At 45.6% G+C, this 19,708-nt stretch carries 17 protein-coding genes; 7 read left to right on the forward strand and 10 right to left on the reverse strand.

What is annotated here, in order from left to right; all coding sequences use genetic code 11:
- The first annotated feature begins 60 nt into the window (after positions 1 to 60).
- Complete coding sequence (thiI, locus tag OAG1_RS05955) at positions 61 to 1,524, forward strand: tRNA uracil 4-sulfurtransferase ThiI (RefSeq protein ID WP_338624831.1); 1,464 nt, start codon at positions 61 to 63, stop codon at positions 1,522 to 1,524.
- Between the two features lie 198 nt (positions 1,525 to 1,722).
- Positions 1,723 to 2,226, forward strand: coding sequence for an ACT domain-containing protein (locus OAG1_RS05960; RefSeq protein WP_016402708.1), 504 nt, complete (start codon positions 1,723 to 1,725; stop codon positions 2,224 to 2,226).
- 70 nt (positions 2,227 to 2,296) lie between these two features.
- On the opposite strand, the gene OAG1_RS05965 is transcribed toward OAG1_RS05960, so the two are convergent.
- On the reverse strand, positions 2,297 to 2,701 hold the full coding sequence (locus OAG1_RS05965; RefSeq protein ID WP_016402709.1) for a CBS domain-containing protein: 405 nt from the start codon (positions 2,699 to 2,701) through the stop codon (positions 2,297 to 2,299).
- Between the two features lie 323 nt (positions 2,702 to 3,024).
- On the opposite strand from OAG1_RS05965, the gene OAG1_RS05970 reads away from it, so the two are divergent.
- Positions 3,025 to 5,739: a bifunctional acetate--CoA ligase family protein/GNAT family N-acetyltransferase gene (locus OAG1_RS05970; RefSeq protein WP_338624832.1), complete on the forward strand. Its 2,715-nt coding sequence runs from the start codon at positions 3,025 to 3,027 to the stop codon at positions 5,737 to 5,739.
- A gap of 269 nt (positions 5,740 to 6,008) precedes the next feature.
- Here the strand turns inward: OAG1_RS05970 and OAG1_RS05975 are convergent, their stop codons facing one another.
- The 3 genes from OAG1_RS05975 to OAG1_RS05985 all read right to left on the reverse strand — a co-directional run bounded on the left by OAG1_RS05975 (position 6,009) and on the right by OAG1_RS05985 (position 8,630).
- Positions 6,009 to 6,821, reverse strand: coding sequence for a M14 family metallocarboxypeptidase (locus OAG1_RS05975; protein ID WP_338624834.1), 813 nt, complete (start codon positions 6,819 to 6,821; stop codon positions 6,009 to 6,011).
- A gap of 125 nt (positions 6,822 to 6,946) precedes the next feature.
- On the reverse strand, positions 6,947 to 7,639 hold the full coding sequence (locus OAG1_RS05980; RefSeq protein WP_338624835.1) for a hypothetical protein: 693 nt from the start codon (positions 7,637 to 7,639) through the stop codon (positions 6,947 to 6,949).
- 88 nt (positions 7,640 to 7,727) lie between these two features.
- Positions 7,728 to 8,630 (reverse strand): LysR family transcriptional regulator, encoded by a 903-nt coding sequence (locus OAG1_RS05985; protein ID WP_338624837.1) that lies wholly within the window; start codon positions 8,628 to 8,630, stop codon positions 7,728 to 7,730.
- A gap of 219 nt (positions 8,631 to 8,849) precedes the next feature.
- Here OAG1_RS05985 and OAG1_RS05990 point away from each other — a divergent pair, with 219 nt between their 5' ends.
- The 4 genes from OAG1_RS05990 to OAG1_RS06005 are packed head-to-tail and all read left to right on the forward strand — an operon-like array spanning position 8,850 to position 14,639.
- Entirely contained in the window at positions 8,850 to 9,632 is a 783-nt protein-coding gene (locus OAG1_RS05990) for a (Fe-S)-binding protein (protein WP_338624839.1), read from the forward strand.
- Positions 9,629 to 11,104, forward strand: coding sequence for a LutB/LldF family L-lactate oxidation iron-sulfur protein (locus OAG1_RS05995; RefSeq protein WP_338624842.1), 1,476 nt, complete (start codon positions 9,629 to 9,631; stop codon positions 11,102 to 11,104). Before OAG1_RS05990 ends, OAG1_RS05995 begins: the two co-directional genes overlap by 4 nt.
- On the forward strand, positions 11,091 to 11,756 hold the full coding sequence (locus OAG1_RS06000; protein WP_338624844.1) for a lactate utilization protein: 666 nt from the start codon (positions 11,091 to 11,093) through the stop codon (positions 11,754 to 11,756). Before OAG1_RS05995 ends, OAG1_RS06000 begins: the two co-directional genes overlap by 14 nt.
- Positions 11,757 to 11,810: 54 nt before the next feature.
- Complete coding sequence (locus OAG1_RS06005; protein ID WP_338624846.1) at positions 11,811 to 14,639, forward strand: FAD-binding and (Fe-S)-binding domain-containing protein; 2,829 nt, start codon at positions 11,811 to 11,813, stop codon at positions 14,637 to 14,639.
- A gap of 108 nt (positions 14,640 to 14,747) precedes the next feature.
- On the opposite strand, the gene OAG1_RS06010 is transcribed toward OAG1_RS06005, so the two are convergent.
- The 6 genes from OAG1_RS06010 to OAG1_RS06035 form a co-directional block, all read right to left on the reverse strand.
- Positions 14,748 to 15,068: a hypothetical protein gene (locus OAG1_RS06010; RefSeq protein WP_338624848.1), complete on the reverse strand. Its 321-nt coding sequence runs from the start codon at positions 15,066 to 15,068 to the stop codon at positions 14,748 to 14,750.
- 105 nt (positions 15,069 to 15,173) lie between these two features.
- On the reverse strand, positions 15,174 to 15,458 hold the full coding sequence (locus OAG1_RS06015; RefSeq protein WP_338624850.1) for a hypothetical protein: 285 nt from the start codon (positions 15,456 to 15,458) through the stop codon (positions 15,174 to 15,176).
- A gap of 168 nt (positions 15,459 to 15,626) precedes the next feature.
- On the reverse strand, positions 15,627 to 16,064 hold the full coding sequence (locus tag OAG1_RS06020; RefSeq protein ID WP_338624852.1) for a glutaredoxin domain-containing protein: 438 nt from the start codon (positions 16,062 to 16,064) through the stop codon (positions 15,627 to 15,629).
- Positions 16,065 to 16,407: 343 nt separating this feature from the next.
- Positions 16,408 to 18,219 (reverse strand): ABC transporter ATP-binding protein/permease, encoded by a 1,812-nt coding sequence (locus OAG1_RS06025; protein WP_338624855.1) that lies wholly within the window; start codon positions 18,217 to 18,219, stop codon positions 16,408 to 16,410.
- A gap of 174 nt (positions 18,220 to 18,393) precedes the next feature.
- Positions 18,394 to 18,942 (reverse strand): hypothetical protein, encoded by a 549-nt coding sequence (locus OAG1_RS06030; protein ID WP_338624858.1) that lies wholly within the window; start codon positions 18,940 to 18,942, stop codon positions 18,394 to 18,396.
- 202 nt (positions 18,943 to 19,144) lie between these two features.
- A complete protein-coding gene (locus OAG1_RS06035; protein ID WP_338624860.1) occupies positions 19,145 to 19,702 on the reverse strand; it encodes a phaC PHA synthase in 558 nt (185 codons plus the stop codon).
- Positions 19,703 to 19,708 lie beyond the last annotated feature (6 nt).

The following is a 19,708-nucleotide window of genomic DNA, read 5'->3' on the forward strand; positions in this document are numbered from 1 at the left end:
TGGCTCGCTGCCTTAACTCGCGGTATAATTCGCGCCCAAATTTATCAAGGCCCTTGAGTTATGAAGTTCATCGTTAAACTATTTCCAGAAATTGCCATGAAGAGTAAGCCGGTTCGTAAGCGCTTCAGTAAAATTCTTCAAAGCAATATTCGCAATGTAATTAGTCCAATCGATGAAACTATTCGAGTGCGTTTAGATTGGGATCGCATGGTTGTTACTTCGCGTAACGACAGCGAAGAGAACCGCGAAGCGGTGATTCAAGCGCTTTCTTCTACACCGGGTATCGTGCACTTCTTGGAAGTGAAACAACATAGCTATACCGATTTACACAATATTTATGAGTTAACTTTTGACGCTTGGAAAGATCGTTTAATAGACAAAACCTTTTGTGTGCGGGTTAAGCGCAGTGGCAAACACGATTTCTCATCTATTGAAGTAGAGCGTTACGTTGGTGGTGGCTTAAACCAACATTGTGAGAGCAATGGGGTGCGTTTAAAAAATCCTGACGTAACGGTGAAAATCGAAATCGCCGACGACGTGATGTATTTGGTGCAAGAGAAGCACCCAGGTTTAGGCGGTTTCCCAATCGCAACACAAGAAAGTGTATTGTCGCTTATTTCTGGCGGTTTTGACTCGGGCGTGTCGAGCTATCAACTCATCAAGCGTGGCGCAAAAGTACACTACTGTTTCTTTAATTTAGGTGGTCGCGCTCATGAGCTAGGCGTTAAGCAGGTTGCTCATCACCTCTGGAAGCGCTTCGGTTCGTCGCATCGGGTTAAGTTTGTTGCGGTAGACTTTGATCCAGTGGTGAACGAGATACTTGAAAAAGTAGACAACGGCCAAATGGGCGTAGTTCTCAAGCGTATGATGGTGCGAGCAGCATCTAAAGTAGCTCAGCATCTAGATATTCCCGCATTGGTAACCGGTGAAGCGGTAGGTCAAGTGTCTAGCCAAACCTTGGTTAACTTAAGCATGATTGACCGAGTGTCAGAAACCTTGATTCTTCGACCGCTAATTGCCACCGATAAACAAGATATTATTGATACGGCTAAGCATATTGGCACCAACGATTTTGCTGAAACCATGCCAGAGTACTGTGGCGTTATTTCTAACAAACCAACGGTAAAAGCGGTTGAGTCTAAGCTACTGGCTGAAGAAGAAAACTTCGACTTTGCGATTTTGGATAAGGTAGTAGAAGAATGCCGCATAACCGATATTCATGATGTGACCAAAGAAGCCGACGAGCAAGTGACCGAAGTGCTTAGCGAAGAAGAGCTAGCACAAGATAAAGAAGCGGTTGTTTTAGATATTCGCTCCATAGAAGAACAAGAGCAACAGCCCTTTAGCTTAGAAGAAGTGGAAGTTAAGCATATCCCATTCTTTAAGTTAGCTACTCAGTTTGGCGATTTAGACCAATCTAAGCATTACATGCTGTATTGTGACCGTGGGGTCATGAGCAAATTACAAGCTTTGTATTTGCAAGATGCTGGTTTTAAAAATGTCGGTGTTTATAGCAACAAATAAGCATAAAATAGAGCCGACGAAAGTCGGCTTTTTTATTGGATATTCCAAGCAAACTCATTAAAAAATAGGCATTTTTCTGCCCACTTAGCATTTTTACAAGCTTTTACTGCTAACCCGCTGAAATCCTGCGTCTTGTCACACCCTTTGCCGCTGGGTGGTATAAACTTAAACTAGGTTTTAGCATAAAGGGGTAGATGTATGAGCGATCTATTTTTAGTTACTGCCACCGGTGAAGATAAGCCAGGTACACTAAATCGCTTGGCCGATATTACCCACTCTCATCAAGGAAAGTGGTTAAGTAGTCGGGTTGTCAATTTAGATGGTCAAGTGGCTTGTATCTTCAAAGTACAGGTTCCGCAAAAAAATACTCAGGCCTTGCAGCAAGCCTTGCTTGCGGTAGATGACTTACACCTAAGTATTAACGGCTGCAAACCTGCCCACTTATCTCAAAGTGAATCATTAAGTTTGGTTATTGATGCAGAAGATCGTCCCGGCCTAATTAACGATATTACGCGTTTGCTAGTGGGGCATGGCGTTAATGTTAACAAGCTTGAATGCCATAGAATGAGCGTACCTGAAGCTGGGGGGAGTGTGTTTACTGCCGAGCTTGATCTCATGGTGCCAGACAGTGAGAACACTGCAGGAATTATTGCCGAGATAGAAGGTTTGCAATCTCAGATGGTGGTTAACCAAGTTCATTAATCGGTATGTTACCAAGAGCAAAAAAGGGCAGTTAAGCTGCCCTTTTTAGTGAGTAAAGACAGTGAACTCGTTATTTAAGATTAAATTCTTTCACTGCATTAAGAATGCTGCGAATACTGTATTGACCAATAAATTTGCCATTTTGCACCACTGGCATTCTGCGACGTTTTTCTTTAATCAATTTTTCTGCAACAGCAAGAATATCCATGTCGGTACCAATAATATCTACTTCTTCACTCATGTAATCAGCGACTGAACCACCAATCTCCCCATGATAAGTGCCTTTTAAAATGGCCTGTAAGCAGTCAATTTCAGAAATAACACCAACTACTTCACGTCGCTCGTTGATGACGGTTGCGCCAGAAACCTTGGCGGTAATCATGATATCAATGGCTTCAAATAGTGAGTTTGAAGGGGTAACCGTAACCGGATTTTTGGTCATGTAGTCAATTGCTCGAATAGAGGTTAACGGCATGCTTTCTTCCTTAAAATTGCAGGGTTTCTTTAAGATATGAATAAAAAAAATGCTTTTTGTCCAGTTGTTTGTATAAAAAACTGGTGCGACTTAAAAAAACCAGGGTGACTTTGAATTAATTGTAGTTGTAATGTTGCTCAATAGTCGTATTTTTTGTGGGTAATTAGATTATCTGGCTCCTAGTCACTCTTATTATTCAGCTCACGCTTACTACTACCTTGGTCTAGCGATGTAAATTGTGTGAACAATGAATACTTTAGTCTTAGTCGATACACGTTACACTTGAGCATAATTGCTTAAGTTCAGCCAAAGAGATCCCGCTAATGAGTCAACGCAAGCTGCATGATTTGTTTTCGCCAAAGTCTATCGCGGTTATTGGTGCATCTAATCGTGCCTCACGCCCTGGCAATGTGGTAATGAAAAACCTAATGAGCGCCGGCTTTAATGGTCCCGTTATGCCGGTGAGCCCTAAATATAAAGCGGTGTTAGGTGTACTGGCTTATCCCAGTATAGAGAAGCTCCCTCAGCGCCCAGACCTCGCCATTGTTTGTGTAAACGCCAGCCGTTTGCCAGATGTTGTGGAAAAGCTTGGCCAATTTGGCTGCAAAGCCGCCATTATTACAGCCGGCGGTTTAGATATTAAATTAGACGACCAAGAGCAAACCATTGCGGAACAGGTTCTGGCCTTTGGCCAGCGTTACGGCATGCGTATTTTAGGGCCAAACAGCTTGGGCTTAATGCTACCTAATATTGGATTAAATGCCTCATTCGCTCACGCCAATAGCCAGCCAGGCAAGATAGCCTTTGTGTCGCAATCTGCTGCTGTGTGCACAACCGTGCTCGATTGGGCAAATAATAAGGGCATTGGTTTCTCATCTTTTATCTCATTGGGAGATGCCTTGGATATTGACTTTGGCGAACTGCTCGACTTCTTAGCCAGAGATGCCAAAACCCAAGTGATTATGCTGTATATCGATTCGGTGAAGGACACCCAGCGCTTTATGTCGGCGGCTCGAGCAGCCTCTCGTAACAAAGCCATATTGGTGATTAAGTCCGGCCGCAGCCGCTTAGGCGCGCAAGCGGCAGCCCTGCATACCGGCGGACTAGTAGGTAACGACGCGGTTTACGATGCGGCATTTAAGCGTGCTGGTATGTTACGCGTAAAAGATTTACATGAGCTGTTTGCTGCGGTAGAAACACTGACTTACGCCAATCCTTTGCAAGGTGAGCGTTTGGCCATTTTGAGTAACGGCGGTGGACCAGCGGTGCTGGCTGTAGATGCTTTAATGGAGCGCGGGGGGAAACTGGCAGAGTTCTCAGAGGATACTTTGGCTAAGCTGTCTGAGGTGCTACCAAGCGCTTGGTCAGGACAGAACCCCTTGGATATTGTTGGCGACGCCGACCCGAGTCGCTATGCCAAAGCCTTAGATATTGTTGCAAGTTCAGGCGAAGCAGACGCATTGCTGCTAATGCACGCACCTTCGGCGCTGGCGGGGGCAGAGTCCACCGCCGATGCTTTAATCAATGTGATAAAGCAAGACAGCAAGGCGCGTCGCCTCAATATACTTACCAATTGGATGGGGGAAGAAACCGCCTATTCTGGCCGGCTGGCCTTCACTAAAGCAGGCATTCCTACCTACCGCACCCCCGAAGGGGCTGTGGGAGCATTCATGCATATGGTTGAGTTTCGTCGCAACCAAAAGTTGTTGTCAGAAACCCCCAGCACTACCGACAAAACCTTAGTTGATCAAGATGCTAAGCAGTTGCTCCAGCATGCGATTGCTAAAGATATTTTTGTGCTGGAAACTCATGATGCCAAGCCCTTGTTGCATGCCTATGGCTTGCAAACTATCGATACTTGGTTTGTGCACAATGTTGAAGAAGCCATTAGTTGCGCCGACACCATTGGCTACCCGGTAGCCTTAAAAATTCAGTCGCCCGATATACTGCACAAATCTGATGTGCATGGGGTGAGCTTAAATATTAATAACCAGCATGAGCTAGAAATAGCCGCAGAATCGATGCTCGACAGGGTTAAGCAAGCCTACCCACAAGCCAAGGTTGAAGGCATGATCCTGCAACGAATGGCCTTAACTGCTGGCGCACAAGAGCTGCGTGTGGCAGTAATTAATGACCCAGTATTTGGCCCTGCTATTTTCTTGGGCGAAGGCGGCTCTGAGTGGGACGAAACCCAAGATGCAGCGGTGGCCCTGCCGCCACTTAATATGAGTTTGGCGCGTTATTTAGTTATTTCGGCACTTAAAGCAGAAAAAATACGAGACAGGCGCTTGCCTAACGGATTGAAAATGCAGGCGCTCTGCAGCATGTTAACTCGGCTATCAAACTTGATTATCGATTGCCCAGAGATTGCCCGCTTAGATCTTAATCCGGTGCTGGCTGCTGGCGATAACATAACCTTGCTTGACGTGAATATGCGTTTGCAAAAAACCGATCAGCGTTCAAGCCAGCGCCTTGCTATTCGCCCTTATCCCAAAGAGCTGGAAGAGTATTGCCAGACCAAAAGTGGCACCAAAGTATTACTTCGCCCAATTTTGCCTGAAGACGAGCCTAACCACTTAGCTTTCGATTCATCACTTACCGAAGAAGATCGCTACAAGCGTTACTTTGGCGCGCGTGGGCAAATGACCCATGAAGAAATGGCTTTGCTCACTCAAATTGATTACGCCCGAGAAATGGCCTTTATTGCGGTAGATGAGCAAGCCGAAGACGACCGGATGATACTAGGGGTAGTGCGCGCCAGCATCGATCCCGACAACTTAGATGCCGAGTTTGCCATGGTGGTGAGAAGCGATTTGCAAGGCCAAGGTTTAGGTAAACACTTGCTGCAAAAGATGATTCGCTACTATCAACAAATGGGCACCCAAACCTTAAGTGGCATGACCATGATCCAAAACCGTGGCATGGCGGGTTTAGCCAAACACCTTGGTTTTAAAGTGAAGTTTGAATTGGAAGATGGGGTCATTGAAATGCAGCTTGAGCTACAAAACAATCCCCCAGCAGAGGCTAAGGTCTGTTGATCTTTGGTGTTGAAATTTTGTTCGAGATAAGCGGGCTTTAATCGCGGCGAGCACTTAGAAGCCTAGTGGGCTAAGCAAGAAGTGCTTAACAAAGAGTAAAGTTCGCTTATCCGAACCTTTCGGGCAGCATTTCTTAGCCATTTATTCAGCGTTAGCGAGTGATTATTAAGCCCACTTAACTGCACACTCACTGCCTTGCCTAAATGGCTAATAAATTGCTGCAAAAACCATCAGCAAAGATCAACAGCCCCTAGTTAGCAGCTTTTTAGTTATTGGCTTGAACTAACAAACTGTTGCATCACAGCGCAGTTAGCATTAATGCGCTGGTCAAAGTCTTCTAGTGCAGGGGTTTCGCTGCACGCGCCGTGTTTAGCGCCAATGCGCACTAGGCAAGATTCAAAGGAGCTATCGTAATGGTTGTGAATCAAACCATTGTCCAGTGGGCAACCGTCAATGCTGTTATCCTCTGCCACCTTAAAGTACTGCGCTAAACTATCTCGCAAACCTAGGCTAAAAGGCCCAGCATTTTGCTCTGGTTCAAAAGAATACACATAGCAGTGGTGTTGCAATACATCTTCGTGGCAGGTCAGTATGCCGTCACTGCTTAGTGCCTTTAGCAGCGCTTGTTGCTTAATAAGCAGCTTGCCTTCTTTAGAGCTTTCTTCGGTTTCAATTGCGGTGCCGTCGGCTACTCCAAAACCGCGATTGGGGTTTTCGCCATATTGATTAAAGCGATGTCCGGCTTTAAATCCAGTAGGGTTTACTAGCGGCAATAGGCTTAGGTTTACTGATAGAAATACATCATCGTTAAGCTGGCTAAGAAACTTTAGCATTCCCCATGGTCCAGCTGCTTCTTCTCCATGAAAGCCCGCGCTAATAAGAATATTAGGTAAATGTTGCTTGGGCGCCGCAGAGCGATATAAATCAACAGGGTAGCTTTCAATTTTACCAAGTGTTTGCTGTTGCATGCCTAAGCGCTGCATTTGTTCATGAAGTAATGAATAGAATCTATCGATGTCATTGCTGGCACAGCCAAACTGCTGAGACTGCCAATGAAACTGTTGGAATGAAGAACGGCTCAAAACCTAAGCTCCTGCATGGTTAAGTGATTGCTTAAACGAACACTACCAGTACTTTTGCTTAGGCTCTAGTCTTGAGCGGTATTTACTTGTTTTTCTAAAAGGAATTAGCGCTTTAGCTTAAGTGTTTAATCGTCGTCATCGTCGGGGTGAAGGCTTACTACTTCGGCGAGTTCTTGTTGAAACAAATCGGCAATTGCGTGATGTTTTTCATTCAAGTAAAAGTAGCTGGTTATGGTAATGAAGGGCTCATTAAAGCAAGGCTTAATTAGCGCCTGATCGGTTTCATCAAGTAAGAACTCTATGGAGCGTTTGGTTGCTGGGAAGTAATCTGCGCGGCCGCGGCGAAGCATCTCCACCATTATGTGCGGAGTAGATACTTTCTCAAACCCCATTTCTGACAATTGATAAAAGATATCAAAGTAGGGTATTCCATTTAAACCTACCGGCTTAAAGTTACTTAGCTGGTTTGGGTCATTCACGCAGTTTTGGTCGTGCGGAACCCAAATCCATAATGATGAGCTCTCGATGGGCACATCTATTTTTATCATGTGGCTGGAATCACGGGTAGGAATTTCGTAGGGGAAAGCCTCTCCGTCTAGCTCACCATTTTGCACTAAGCGGTGGGCACGCGCTTCCGGCAGCGGGATAAGTTCCAGCTCAATATCTATTTGCGCGGCGGCCTCTACCAAATAATCTAAACCGGGCTCATCTTCGCCGGAGTCAAGGTCGTAGTCGAGCACGGCTACTTTCATCAATGCCGCTGCATTAATGAAAAAAGGCGTAAACAAAAAGCTTAGTATTAACAATCGAGTTGGCATTATTACTCAAGCGTTTTATTGGCTTAAGCAAAGTATAGAGGGCATTTTAATAACGCTGGTTGTTATTTGATCATTTTGTGCTTAATGCCTAAAAATACTCCGAAATGGCTAGGTATTGCTGTCGAATATGTTCAATAAGCAATTTGATTTTTTTCGGCTGCTGGCGGGTAAAAGGGTACATGGCGTAAATGCCTAGCACCTTTGCAGCTTGGCCCGTTAGCACTTCTTGTAAGTCTTGTTTGGCTAAATCTTGGTACACCAAACAGCGTGGCACATAAATTAAACCATGCCCAGCTAACGCGGTTTTGCGTAATGCTCGTGCGTTGTTGGTGCTAAAGCCACTGTTAATGCGAATGGCTTGAGTGGTCTCTTTCACTTTAAATAACCAATCTTCGGCGCCACCTTCTTGATAGCTATAACTTAAGCAGCGATGTTGTTTAAGCTCATCTGGGGCTTTTGGAGTGCCATGCTGTTTTAAGTAAGCTGGGCTGGCTACCACCACCCAATGCGAGTCAATAATATGCCTGGCAATTAACGATGAGTCAGGCAAGCTACCGGTGCGAATCACTAAATCAAATCCATCTTCTAGCAAGTCTACAAAGCGATTATCCATCGACATCTCAATGCTAATTTCTGGGTGTTGTTCGCTAAATGCTGCTAAGGCTTCGGCAAGCAGCAGTTCCCCCGAAATAGTTGGCACACTAATGCGGATCTTGCCGCTTAGGCTTTCGCCATATTCGCCTACTTCGGCAAAGGCTTCTTGTGCACTAAGCGCAATGTGTTTGGCTTGGCTATATAGTGCTTGGCCAGCCTCGGTGAGTGTGAGTTTACGGGTAGTGCGATAGAGCAGTTGCACCGCCAGTTGCTGCTCTAAACGAGCCACGCGCTTGCTCACTACCGAATTAGTTAACCCGCGCTGTTCTGCAACCCGAGAGAACGAGCCTTGCTCAACCACGTCGGCAAATAAAATCAAATCATCTACATTTGGCATATTTTGGAAATAATTAATTTCTTTGTTTCTATATATGGATAAATCACCAAGGTGTAAAGTAAATGTTAATTAAAAGTGTGGTTTTAGCTAAGGCTTGCTTGGTACTTCACGGTTTACTTGTACTAAGGTCTGATTTCCGCCGGAGCAGGATTAACTAAAATCAAAGCTGAAATGCTAAACCTTGTTTTATAGCTGGTTGTTTATTAGTAAGGGAAAGGGATGAGTCAAACGGGATTAAGGATATACCCCAGCAAACCCAGTAAGGTGTATTTTTACGCAACTTGTTTGCTAGACCTGCTCGATCCCGATGGAGGCATTGCCGCCATAGAGCTAATTGAACGAGAAGGGGTAGAGGTTATTTGGGTAGAAAAACAAAGCTGCTGTGGCCAACCTGCCTATACCTCTGGCTACCAAGAACAAGCAAAAACCGTTGCCCTAAGCCAAATGGCACTATTTCCCGAAGATTATCCAATAGTCGTGATGTCGGGTTCTTGTGCCGGAATGATGTTTAAACACTATCCCCACTTATTTGCTAATGATGATATTTACGCCGACCAAGCGGAAGCATTTGCTGAACGGGTTTTTGAGTTTAGCGAATTTTTAGCCCATGTTTGCCGGGCAAAATTACACGACCAAGGGCCCTCAACCTCGGTTGTGTTACACACCTCATGCAGCGGGCGAAGAGAGTTGGGAGTCCATGCCAGCTCGCAAGCTTTGCTGTCTCAGCTGGATAAAGTAGAACTTAAAAAAGCTGAATACGAAAGCGAATGTTGTGGTTTTGGCGGCAGCTTCTCACTGCGCCATAGCGAGATAAGCCAAGCCATGGTGGAAGACAAAGCCAGGCATTTGCAAGGCTCTGGTGCCAGCTATTTAGTGAGTGCCGATTGGGGCTGCTTAGCTAACATTAACGGACATTTGGCCTATCGAGGAGAAGCCAGTCGCTTTAACGGCCAGCACCTCGCGAGCTTTTTATGGCAACGCACCAAGGAAGCTAAAGCATGAGTGTACAGCATTACCAGGCTAGCCAGTTTAAACAACAAGCTAGCGATGCCTTAGCCAATCAAACCTTACGCAGTAACTTTCGCGGCGCTATGGATTACTTGCAGCAAAAGCGCAAAGACGCGTTTAGCGATCCGCAAGAGCTCGCACAATTGCGTGAACACGCCGAGAACATTCGCCAACGCTGTTTAAGCAAGTTACCGCAGCTACTAGAGCAGTTAGAGAAAAACTGCCAAGCCAATGGCATACAAGTGCATTGGGCTGAAGATGCCAAGCAAGCTCAACAGTTAATTGCCGAGTTAATTCAAAGCCAAGGCGCTACTAAGGTCGTTAAAGGTAAATCCATGGTGACCGAGGAGATCGAGCTTAACCAACATCTAGAAGGCCTAGGCATTGAATGTGTAGAGAGCGATATGGGTGAGTACATTGTGCAGCTGGCCAAAGAAACGCCATCTCACATTATCATGCCGGCCATTCACAAAAATAAGCAGCAAGTAGCCGATTTATTTCAGCAACATATTAAAGACTTCGATTACACCTTATCGGTAGACAAGTTAATCCAAACCGGCCGCGAAGCTTTGCGCACCAAGTTTAAGCAAGCAGAGGTGGGCATATCTGGGGTGAACTTTGCGGTGGCTGAAACCGGCACCTTATGTTTGGTTGAAAACGAAGGCAATGGCCGCATGACTACTACCGTGCCACCAGTGCATATTGCGGTTACTGGTATTGAGAAGGTGGTGGAGTTTTTAAGTGATGTGCCACCATTATTTAGCATTTTAACTCGCTCGGCGACAGGCCAGCATATTACCACTTACTTCAATATGATCTCTGGTCCACGACGTGCGCCAGAGCGAGACGGGCCAAACGAAGTGCATTTGGTATTGCTCGATAATGGTCGCTCACAAGCCTATGCCGACGAAGCCTTGCGTAAAACCCTGCAGTGTATTCGCTGCGGTGCCTGTATGAACCATTGCCCGGTTTATACCCGCGTTGGTGGCCATGCTTACGGCACCACTTACCCAGGCCCTATTGGGAAAATAATTTCGCCCCATTTACAGGGTTTAGCGCAAACCAGTGACCTAGTAACCGCCTCAAGCTTGTGTGGTGCCTGTGAAGAAGTGTGTCCGGTTAAGATCCCCATTCCTAGTTTGTTGCAGCGCTTGCGCCACGATGCAAAGCTGCCCGCTGCAGAGCAAACGCCAAGTTTGAAAGGGCAAGCGAGTGCCGCTAGTTGGGCAGAGCACACCGCGTGGCGGATGTGGGCTTGGTTGAGTACTCATCCTAGTATCTACAATTGGGCTATGGCTGTTGGTGTAAAACTTGCCAAATATTTACCTATGCCAATGGGAGAGTGGACCCGTTGTCGTAATAAACCTGAGTTAGCCAGCCAAACCTTTCACCAAACTATGAAGCGCCGCGCTAGCAAGTCGGTAACTCGTTCAGCAACTGGGGGGCACGCTAATGGCGATGAGTAACTCAAGTGCCAAGCAAAACATTATGCAGCGCTTGGCTGCAGTAGCGGCCTTAGCGCCGACAAACCAAACCAGTGCTAATGCCTGGCAGGCTTCTTCACCAGAGCAGGCTTTAGCCCGTTTTGAACAAAGCTTAATGGCCGCCCATACTGATGTAATTATCCTAGACAATGCTAAGCAATTATCAGCTTGTTTGCTGGAGTTACAGCAACAGCATCAATGGCAAACTGCGCTATGTGGGGAAGGCGGCGAATGGAGCAAAGCTTTTAGTTTAGCGCTTGCCGATAACTTACAACTAAACCACTTTTTGCAGCCTTTTGAGCAGTTAAAAACCGCCTTGTTTGATAGTACCGATGTCACTTTTACTGGCTGTGCAGCCGGTATTGCCGATACCGGCACTTTAGTGCTTAAACCCAGTGCAGATGAGCCCCGCAGCTTATCGCTGATTGCGCCGTGTCATGTGGCTGTGATTAAAGCCAGCCAAATTGTCGATAATTTTAGCCAATTAATCAGCGAGCAACATTGGCATAAAGGATTACCAAGTAACGTAGTGCTGATATCGGGGCCGTCTAAAACCGCCGATATTCAGCAAACCTTAGCTTATGGTGCACACGGCCCCAGCCAGCTAATTGTGATTGTGATAAGTGGCGAGTAGCCGAGATTAAACCAATTTTTAACACCAAGCAGAAGCAGTGGAGCAGCCAAAAATATGCCTCAAACACATAACGAGTTAGACGGACCTTACCAACAATTGTTTGAGCACTTGTCACTTACGCTTGCTCCCGAGCAGCTAATGACCAGTGAAGCGCAAACTTTAGCTTATGGAACCGACGCCAGTTTTTACCGCCTAATTCCGCAGCTGGTGGTTAAAGTTAACACCTTAGAGCAACTGCAATTAGTAATGGCCAGTTGTGCTAATTTGCAGCTGCCTTATACCTTTCGTGCTGCAGGCACCAGTTTGTCGGGGCAAGCGATCAGTGATTCTGTGCTTATTCTGCTTAGTGATGATTGGCGCTCTCATAAAATATTGGATAATGGCAATAAGATTAGCCTGCAGCCAGGGGTGATAGGCGCCGACGCCAACCGTTATTTAGCGCCTTTTCAGCGAAAAATCGGCCCTGACCCGGCTTCGATTAATGCCTGTAAAATTGGTGGCATTGCGGCCAATAATGCCTCGGGCATGTGTTGCGGCACCGCTCAAAACTCTTATCACACTATGGCATCAATTACCTTGGTGCTTACCGACGGAACGGTGCTTAATACCGCTGACCCACAAAGTGTAGCGGCCTTTAAGCAAAGCCATGCTAGCTTGTTAAATCAGCTGAGCGAGTTGGCTCTAACCACCCAACAAAACACCGCTTTAGCAGACAAAATTCGCCATAAATATCGACTAAAAAACACCACGGGTTATAGCTTAAACGCGCTGGTGGACTTTACCGACCCCTTCGATATTTTGCAGCACTTGATGATTGGCTCAGAGGGTACCTTGGCCTTTATCGCCGAGCTTACCTACAACACTGTAGTGGAGCATCCACATAAAGCCTCAACGTTGTTGGTGTTCGAAAATAGTGATGTGGCCTGTAAAGCGGTAGAAGTATTAGCCAAGCAAGCGGTTGCGGCAGTGGAGTTAATGGATGGCCGCGCGCTAGCATCAGTGGCTAACCAAGCGGGTATGCCCAAGTTTATCGCCGACCTAGATAATCAAGCCTGCGCTTTACTAGTGGAAACGCGTGGTAGCCAAGCCGATGAATTAAGCCAATTATGCCAACAAGTGATGGACAGTTTGCTTAATTTCCCCCGCATCGGTGAGGTTGCGTTTACCACTAAATCTTCAGAAACGGCTGCCTTGTGGGCCATTCGCAAAGGCATGTTTCCTGCTGTGGGCGCAGTGCGAGAAACCGGCACAACGGTAATTATCGAAGATGTGGCTTTTCCAGTAGAGCGCCTAGCCAATGGCGTGAACGAGCTGCAAGCATTGTTCACCAAACATGGTTATCACGAAGCGATTATTTTTGGCCACGCGCTAGCTGGTAACCTGCATTTTGTATTCACCCAAGGCTTCGAAGACCCCGATGAAGTGGCACGTTATGGCCGTTTTATGGATGAAGTCAGCCAGCTGGTGGCGGTTAAATATCAAGGCTCTCTAAAAGCCGAACATGGCACTGGCCGCAACATGGCACCCTTTGTTGAGCTAGAGTGGGGCGCCGAAGGCATTGCACTAATGCAACAAATTAAGCACTTGTTTGACCCACAAGGTTTGCTTAACCCCGGTGTTATTCTTAATGATGATAGCCAAGCCCACTTAGCAAACTTAAAACCGATGCCAGCCGCCGATGACCTAGTGGATAAGTGTATTGAATGCGGCTTTTGTGAACCGGTTTGTCCCTCGCGCAGCCTAAGTTTAAGCCCGCGGCAACGCATTGTTCTGTACCGTGAATTAAGCGAATTACGCCGAAATGGCGATAAGCCGCTGCGCTTGGCCGAGCTAGAAAAAGACTTTAAGTACCAAGGCGTAGATACTTGTGCAGCAGTAGGTTTGTGTGCCGATCGTTGTCCTGTTGGCATTAACACCGGCGATTTGGTGCGTAAGCTGCGCGAAAAACACTATGCTAAACATCAAAACATTGCCCGTTGGACAGCGGAGCATTTTTCTAGCGTAGCTACAATGACACGCTTGGGTTTAGGCACGGCAGAGCTTGGCCATAAAATACTGGGCGACAAAGCCCTAGGTGCCATTAGCAAAGGCATTACTAAGGTGTCGGCGGGTAAGGTGCCTACTTGGAACCCTAGTTTTCCGCGTCGGGCCAAGTATCAACCACCTCAAGCGCGCTTTCATAAACAAAAGGTGGTGTATATTCCGTCTTGTGCCTCGCGCACTATGGCACCGCCCGCCGATGCTATCGACCCACGCCCCTTGCTGGAAGTGACTTGCAGTGTGCTAGAAAAAGCTGGCTACGAAGTGCTTATTCCCGGTAATGGTGACGAGCTATGTTGCGGCATGCCTTATCACAGTAAAGGCATGTTTGATCTTGCTAGCAGTAAATCACAGCAATTAGAAGACACGATATGGCAGTTAAGTGAACATGGCCGTTGGCCAGTACTTATGGACACTAGCCCTTGTGCTAAACGCAGTAAAGAACAGTTTGAGCGTGATCTGGATATTCACGAACCCATTGGTTTTATTCACCAGCACGCGCTAGACAAGTTAGAGATTGCCCAACTTGATGAACCGGTTATGCTGCACCTAACTTGTAGTTCACGGCGAATGGACATGCTCGACCCATTGTTAAGCATTGCCAAGCGCTGTGCTAAGCAAGCGATACTGCCTGAGCATATCTATTGCTGCGGCTGGGCCGGGGACAAAGGCTTTACCACTCCCGAGTTAAACCAAGCGGCGCTAGCCCCACTTAAAGCACAAGTACCAGAAGGCTGCACCCGCGGCTACAGCAATAGCCGAACTTGCGAAATAGGCTTATCACAACACAGCGGTGTGGTGTATCAATCGATATTGTATTTGGTAGATGAAGTGAGCTTATAAGACTTTGGGCCAACGAGGTTATAGCAAAGAATGAACACTTGGTTTGTAGAGTTTAGGTTAAAGCGTAAAGAAAGAGTAATGTTAACAAGGCCACCTTTAACGGCTTTTTTAGGGTTTCTTTTTCTGTAAAAATTTAAATACTCGCTTGTATTTAGTATATGTTTTCATCATGCAGATTGAAGTGACGATGACCCATATACCTATACCCAAAATAAGAGCTAAACTTTTAGGCTCAGCTCTTAAAGCGTAAAATACAGGAACATATAAACTAAACCCGAATGCAAGAGCAAATAGCTGGCCAACGGCAGATTTAATTAGTGAGGATTCTTTATAGGCTAAAAGCCTAAATTTGATGGCCTGTGGCCCCAAATAAAAACCAGCTAAGCTGCACATCAAACTAATCAAGATTGTTAAAATAGAGTGTGTCATATGGAAATCCGTAACGTCCATTTTTTGAAGCTAGTTTATGAGTCCAAAGCTCACGTTCGAAGCAAGAGATTTGAACTTTAACTACAACTGCTTGTTGTAGGGCAACTAAAGCGCACGTAAAATTGTAGGTAAAACTATTAATGTAAACGGCAGGAAACCAAGTGCTATTTTAGCTATTGAAAACTGGCGAAAACTAATTAAAACAATTCCAATTAACCCCAACCAAAACGGCGCAGTGTATAATTGCACAATGGCTTCACCTTGAAGCAATTCGTGCCTGTTAGGACTTCCGGCTGCCAAATGGTACTTAATGGACCAGTAGTAAACACTTAAAACCGATAAGACAGATAACGACATTAAAGCTAAATAGTGTTTTTTGAGGTTAATCATCTTTACCTAATAACATTTATATAGTGCGCATGCACAATTAACAAACCTATTATCTAACTAAGTGCTAGGATAAGTGTTTGATATTGTGTCTCAATTTTTCATCTCAAGGATTAACGCGCAAAATATAGCGTACTTGAAGTGCCAAATATAGATCTTTACGCTTACTGTTTATATTTTGTAGATACGCTCAAAACGAGAAACACTAAACCCAGTCATTTGCTCATCTTCTCCTATTAAGATCAGAGGATACCCGGTTCCTCCTAGCTTCTTAAATTCACGCATTTTACTTGGGCGGCTCTCTACGTCATACTCGACAAATTGAAGGCCTTCCTGCTTAAAGTAAGCTCTAGCTTTTTCACAGTACCCACACCATTTAACTCCATACATTACAATTTCTTTTTGCTTGATTTTTGGCTCGTTACTCTCGACTGATGAGGGTTTCACAACATCGACGACAACATTTTCTGATGTTCCTTCACTAGGCGACTGCCCCCCAAAGTGAACTACACCTTGGCTATCGGTCCACATGAATACTTCAGCATAGGAAGTGCCGACAAATAGAAGTGAAACAACTACTAGAAGTGATTTTGGTGACAAGTGATTCATTAATAACCCTATTCGTAAAGCCTAAATTTAGTCAAATTACATTTGCTTAGCCCCATGCGTGTTTATCACCTTAAATAAGTGAGAACTCGCGCGACTAATTATTAGAATTTATTGAAGATAAACGAGTACGACTCAATACACTTTTGAGTCGAATCCGCATGTATTATTAATATAATGCGTGTTTTATCAATAAGTTTAAGTGGCTGATAATATGCTTGAAATTTGTTCACATCAAGTCTAGAAACGTAAAACTTAGCGCACTAAAGGCTTAAAAATGGCTTAAAACCAATAACACTGTGTGAGCCTATAAGTTTTTCCTAAGGCTAGGGCTTAGCTAATTTAGTTACAGTTGATGCTTAAACTGCAACTCTACCAAGCGTTGATATAGCGGGCAGCTTTGCAGCAGAGATTGGTGATCGCCAACATCAATTAAGCGGCCTTGGTCCATTACTGCGATTTTGTCGGCGTGCTGAATGGTTGAGAGGCGGTGAGCAATAATTAAGGTGGTTCGCTTATTCATTAACTCTTGCAGGGCTTGCTGAACGTGGTGTTCGCTTTCGCTGTCTAGAGCGCTGGTGGCTTCGTCCAGCAACAATATACTTGGGTTCTTTAATATGGCTCTGGCGATAGCAATACGCTGGCGTTGGCCGCCAGATAATCGCACGCCTCGCTCGCCCAAAAAGCTGTTATAGCCATGTGGTAATTGGCTAATAAATTCATGAGCGTGGGCTTTTTTTGCTGCCTCTAATACTTGTTCGTCGCTGGCATCGGGATTGCCATAACGAATGTTGTGGAATACGTCGCTGCTAAACAGGGCTGGGTGTTGTGGCACTAAGGCCATGTGTTGGCGTAGCGCTGCAGGTTCTAGTTGGCGAATGTTTACGCCGCCTAAACTTACCTCGCCTATTTGCGGGTCGTAAAAGCGTTGCAGCAGTTCAAACAGGGTGGTTTTACCAGCGCCCGATGGCCCAACTAGTGCCAGTACTTTGCCTTTATCTGCCTTTAATGTGAGTTGCTCTGTTGCTGCAATATCGGGCTTAGAAGGGTAGTGAAATGTGACATCTTTAAAGGCCACTTCGGCGCTTAACCCGTTAGCTGAGGTAAGGTCTTGACTAGGTGCGGTAATGTGGCTTTTTACTTGTAGAATTTCAATCAAACGTTCGGTGGCACCTGCGGCGCGTTGTAATTCGCCTAATACTTCTGAAATGGTCGCCAAGGAAGACGCAACCATAATGGCATAAAACACAAAGGCGGCTAAATCTCCAGCCGACATCACGCCGTTTATTACATCGCTTCCGCCTACCCACAACATGCCGGCAATGGCACCAAATACAATCACGATGACGCCAGAGATTAAGATGGCACGTTGTTTAACTCGCTGTCTGCCTACTTCAAAGGCCTTTTCTACTTCTTTTGAAAATAGCGCGCTTTCTTGGGCTTCGTTACTGTAACTCTGCACCGTTTTTATTTGCTCAATGGCTTCGCCTGCGTAGCTGCCTACATCGGCCATTGAGTCTTGGCTTTGGCGTGAGAGGGCTCTAACACGTCGGCCGTAAATCAGGATAGGAACCAAGATAAAGGGCACCGAGGCTAATACAATAAGGGTGAGCTTTATATTGGTGGCAAACAGCATGATTATTGCGCCCACACACATTAAGGCACTGCGCATAGCCATGGAAAATGACGAGCCAATAATGCTTTGCAATAAGGTGGTGTCGGTAGTGATGCGCGACATAATGTCGCCGCTGCCGTTGGTTTCAAAGTAGCTTGGGTGCAAGGTAATTACGTGGTTAAACACGGCTAGCCTTATGTCGGCGCTTACTCGCTCTCCCACCGAAGACACTAAGTAAAAACGAAAAAAGGTGCCAATAGAAATGAGCAGGGTGACCATAAGTATAAATTGAATGGCATTACCCAGCTCTTGTTGCGACTGCTGGGCGAAGCCTTCATCAATTAAAATGCGCACCCCGTAACCCACCGAGAGGGTGAGAGAGGCGGTGAAGATTAGCGCAAGTAAAGCCCCTGCCACCTTAACTTTATAGGGGCGAATAAAAGCAATTAACTCAAACAATATGCGCAGGTTTTTAGCTTTTTTCTGTGGCTGCGCAGAGTTTGGGGTGGCGTTGTGCGCATGGTTGTTTGTTTGCGTTTGCATTGCTGAGCCTTGGTTGTAGCCAGCGTTTCGCTAACTATTTTGTACTGCGTGATTAAGCCCAATATAAGCTTGATAGTGCTGCTCATATAACGATGACTTCAAGTGCTTAGAATAGCAAAGCTTAGTCTTTGAAGTGTGTAACAATTGTCACTTTGTAAGCCTTGTTAAGCAGGTTTAATAAGGGCGCTTAGCACTTAACTTTGTTGCGTCTTTAACGGTTTTGTAAACCTTTAGTTGGCAGGCATCACAGCGGGTTTCTAAACCAATGTACAAAGGGCCTTGGCAGAAGTGGCAATGGGCAGCCTTTAGTGGTTCTAGCTTGGCTCGACGTTGTTTGTGGCTAGGGCGCTTTTTGTGTTTAAGCAACCAAACAAAGCATAAGATGTTGATGGCAAAGCTTAAGCCACGCAGCCACCAAATATAGTCACTGTATTGCGGTGCTTCTGGGTCAAATAGTAAGCCGGTTACGAACAGCGAAAATAACAAAATCACCACTTTTGAAACTAAACCATTGGTGTAGCGGCTATCGGTTTGATTATTACATTCGCTACAAAGCCAATGCTGCCTTTTGTTTAACGGTAAAATGGGGATCCAAAACAAACCTAGCCAAGCGCGATAACGCCACAGCTCGGCAATCACTGGTTTCTCACAGTAATTACAGTAATCTCGGCTGTAGCCAATCCGTTTGGCGTTTCGTTTCTTAATCCCTAAGTGTAAGTACATGCTGGCCGTTATCCGAGCCTAAGGCGCTTAGTGCTTAGGCAAGTGGGGTTTATTTTTTAGTTTACACAAGCGTGTATGTTACTGATTGGAATACAAGTAATACAGAATATTATTGGATTATGTGATGTGAGATTCACGGAAATAAAAAGGCCAGCAAATAGGCTGGCCTAGGATTAAACTTGGCTATTAAGCTTTGCAGAGTTTATTTAGCAAAATTCAAGATTGGGAAGCACTTAAAGAAGCCATTGTCGGCACAGTTGATTAAGCCAATTTGAACGCCGTCGATTTCTTTGGTCATGTTAAATACACCTAACTGGAAGTTAGACTTTTCTGAAATGCTGGCCAAACCTAAGTCTGCTTTGGTGTACCCTTCTGATACGTTTACCGCACTCCAGTTTAGGCCGTTTACATCGTTAGTAATGTTTACTGCGGCCAAGTTAACACCGGTAGTTGAGCCGGTATTCCAGTTAAATAAACCTAAAGATGCTCCTTTCATTTCTTCGGTTACTTTAGCGCCACCAAAAAATAGCCCAAAGTTAATGCCGATGGTGCGCTTGGTTTCAGACATACCTAATACCGAGAAGTCTACACCTCTTACTTCGTCTACTTGACCATGAAGTACTGATAAACGTACGCCGCCAACAGCATCTGAATCAGGCGCGTTGTAGCCGTTAATAGTTGAGAACATTACGGGGGATTCGGCAAAGGCAGGAGCAGAAATTAGGGCGCTAAGCGCGATAGCTGAAATGAATCTTTTCAAAGGTAA

Source organism: Agarivorans sp. OAG1, from assembly GCF_037076485.1.
In the GTDB taxonomy this organism is placed as follows: Bacteria; Pseudomonadota; Gammaproteobacteria; order Enterobacterales; family Celerinatantimonadaceae; genus Agarivorans; species Agarivorans albus.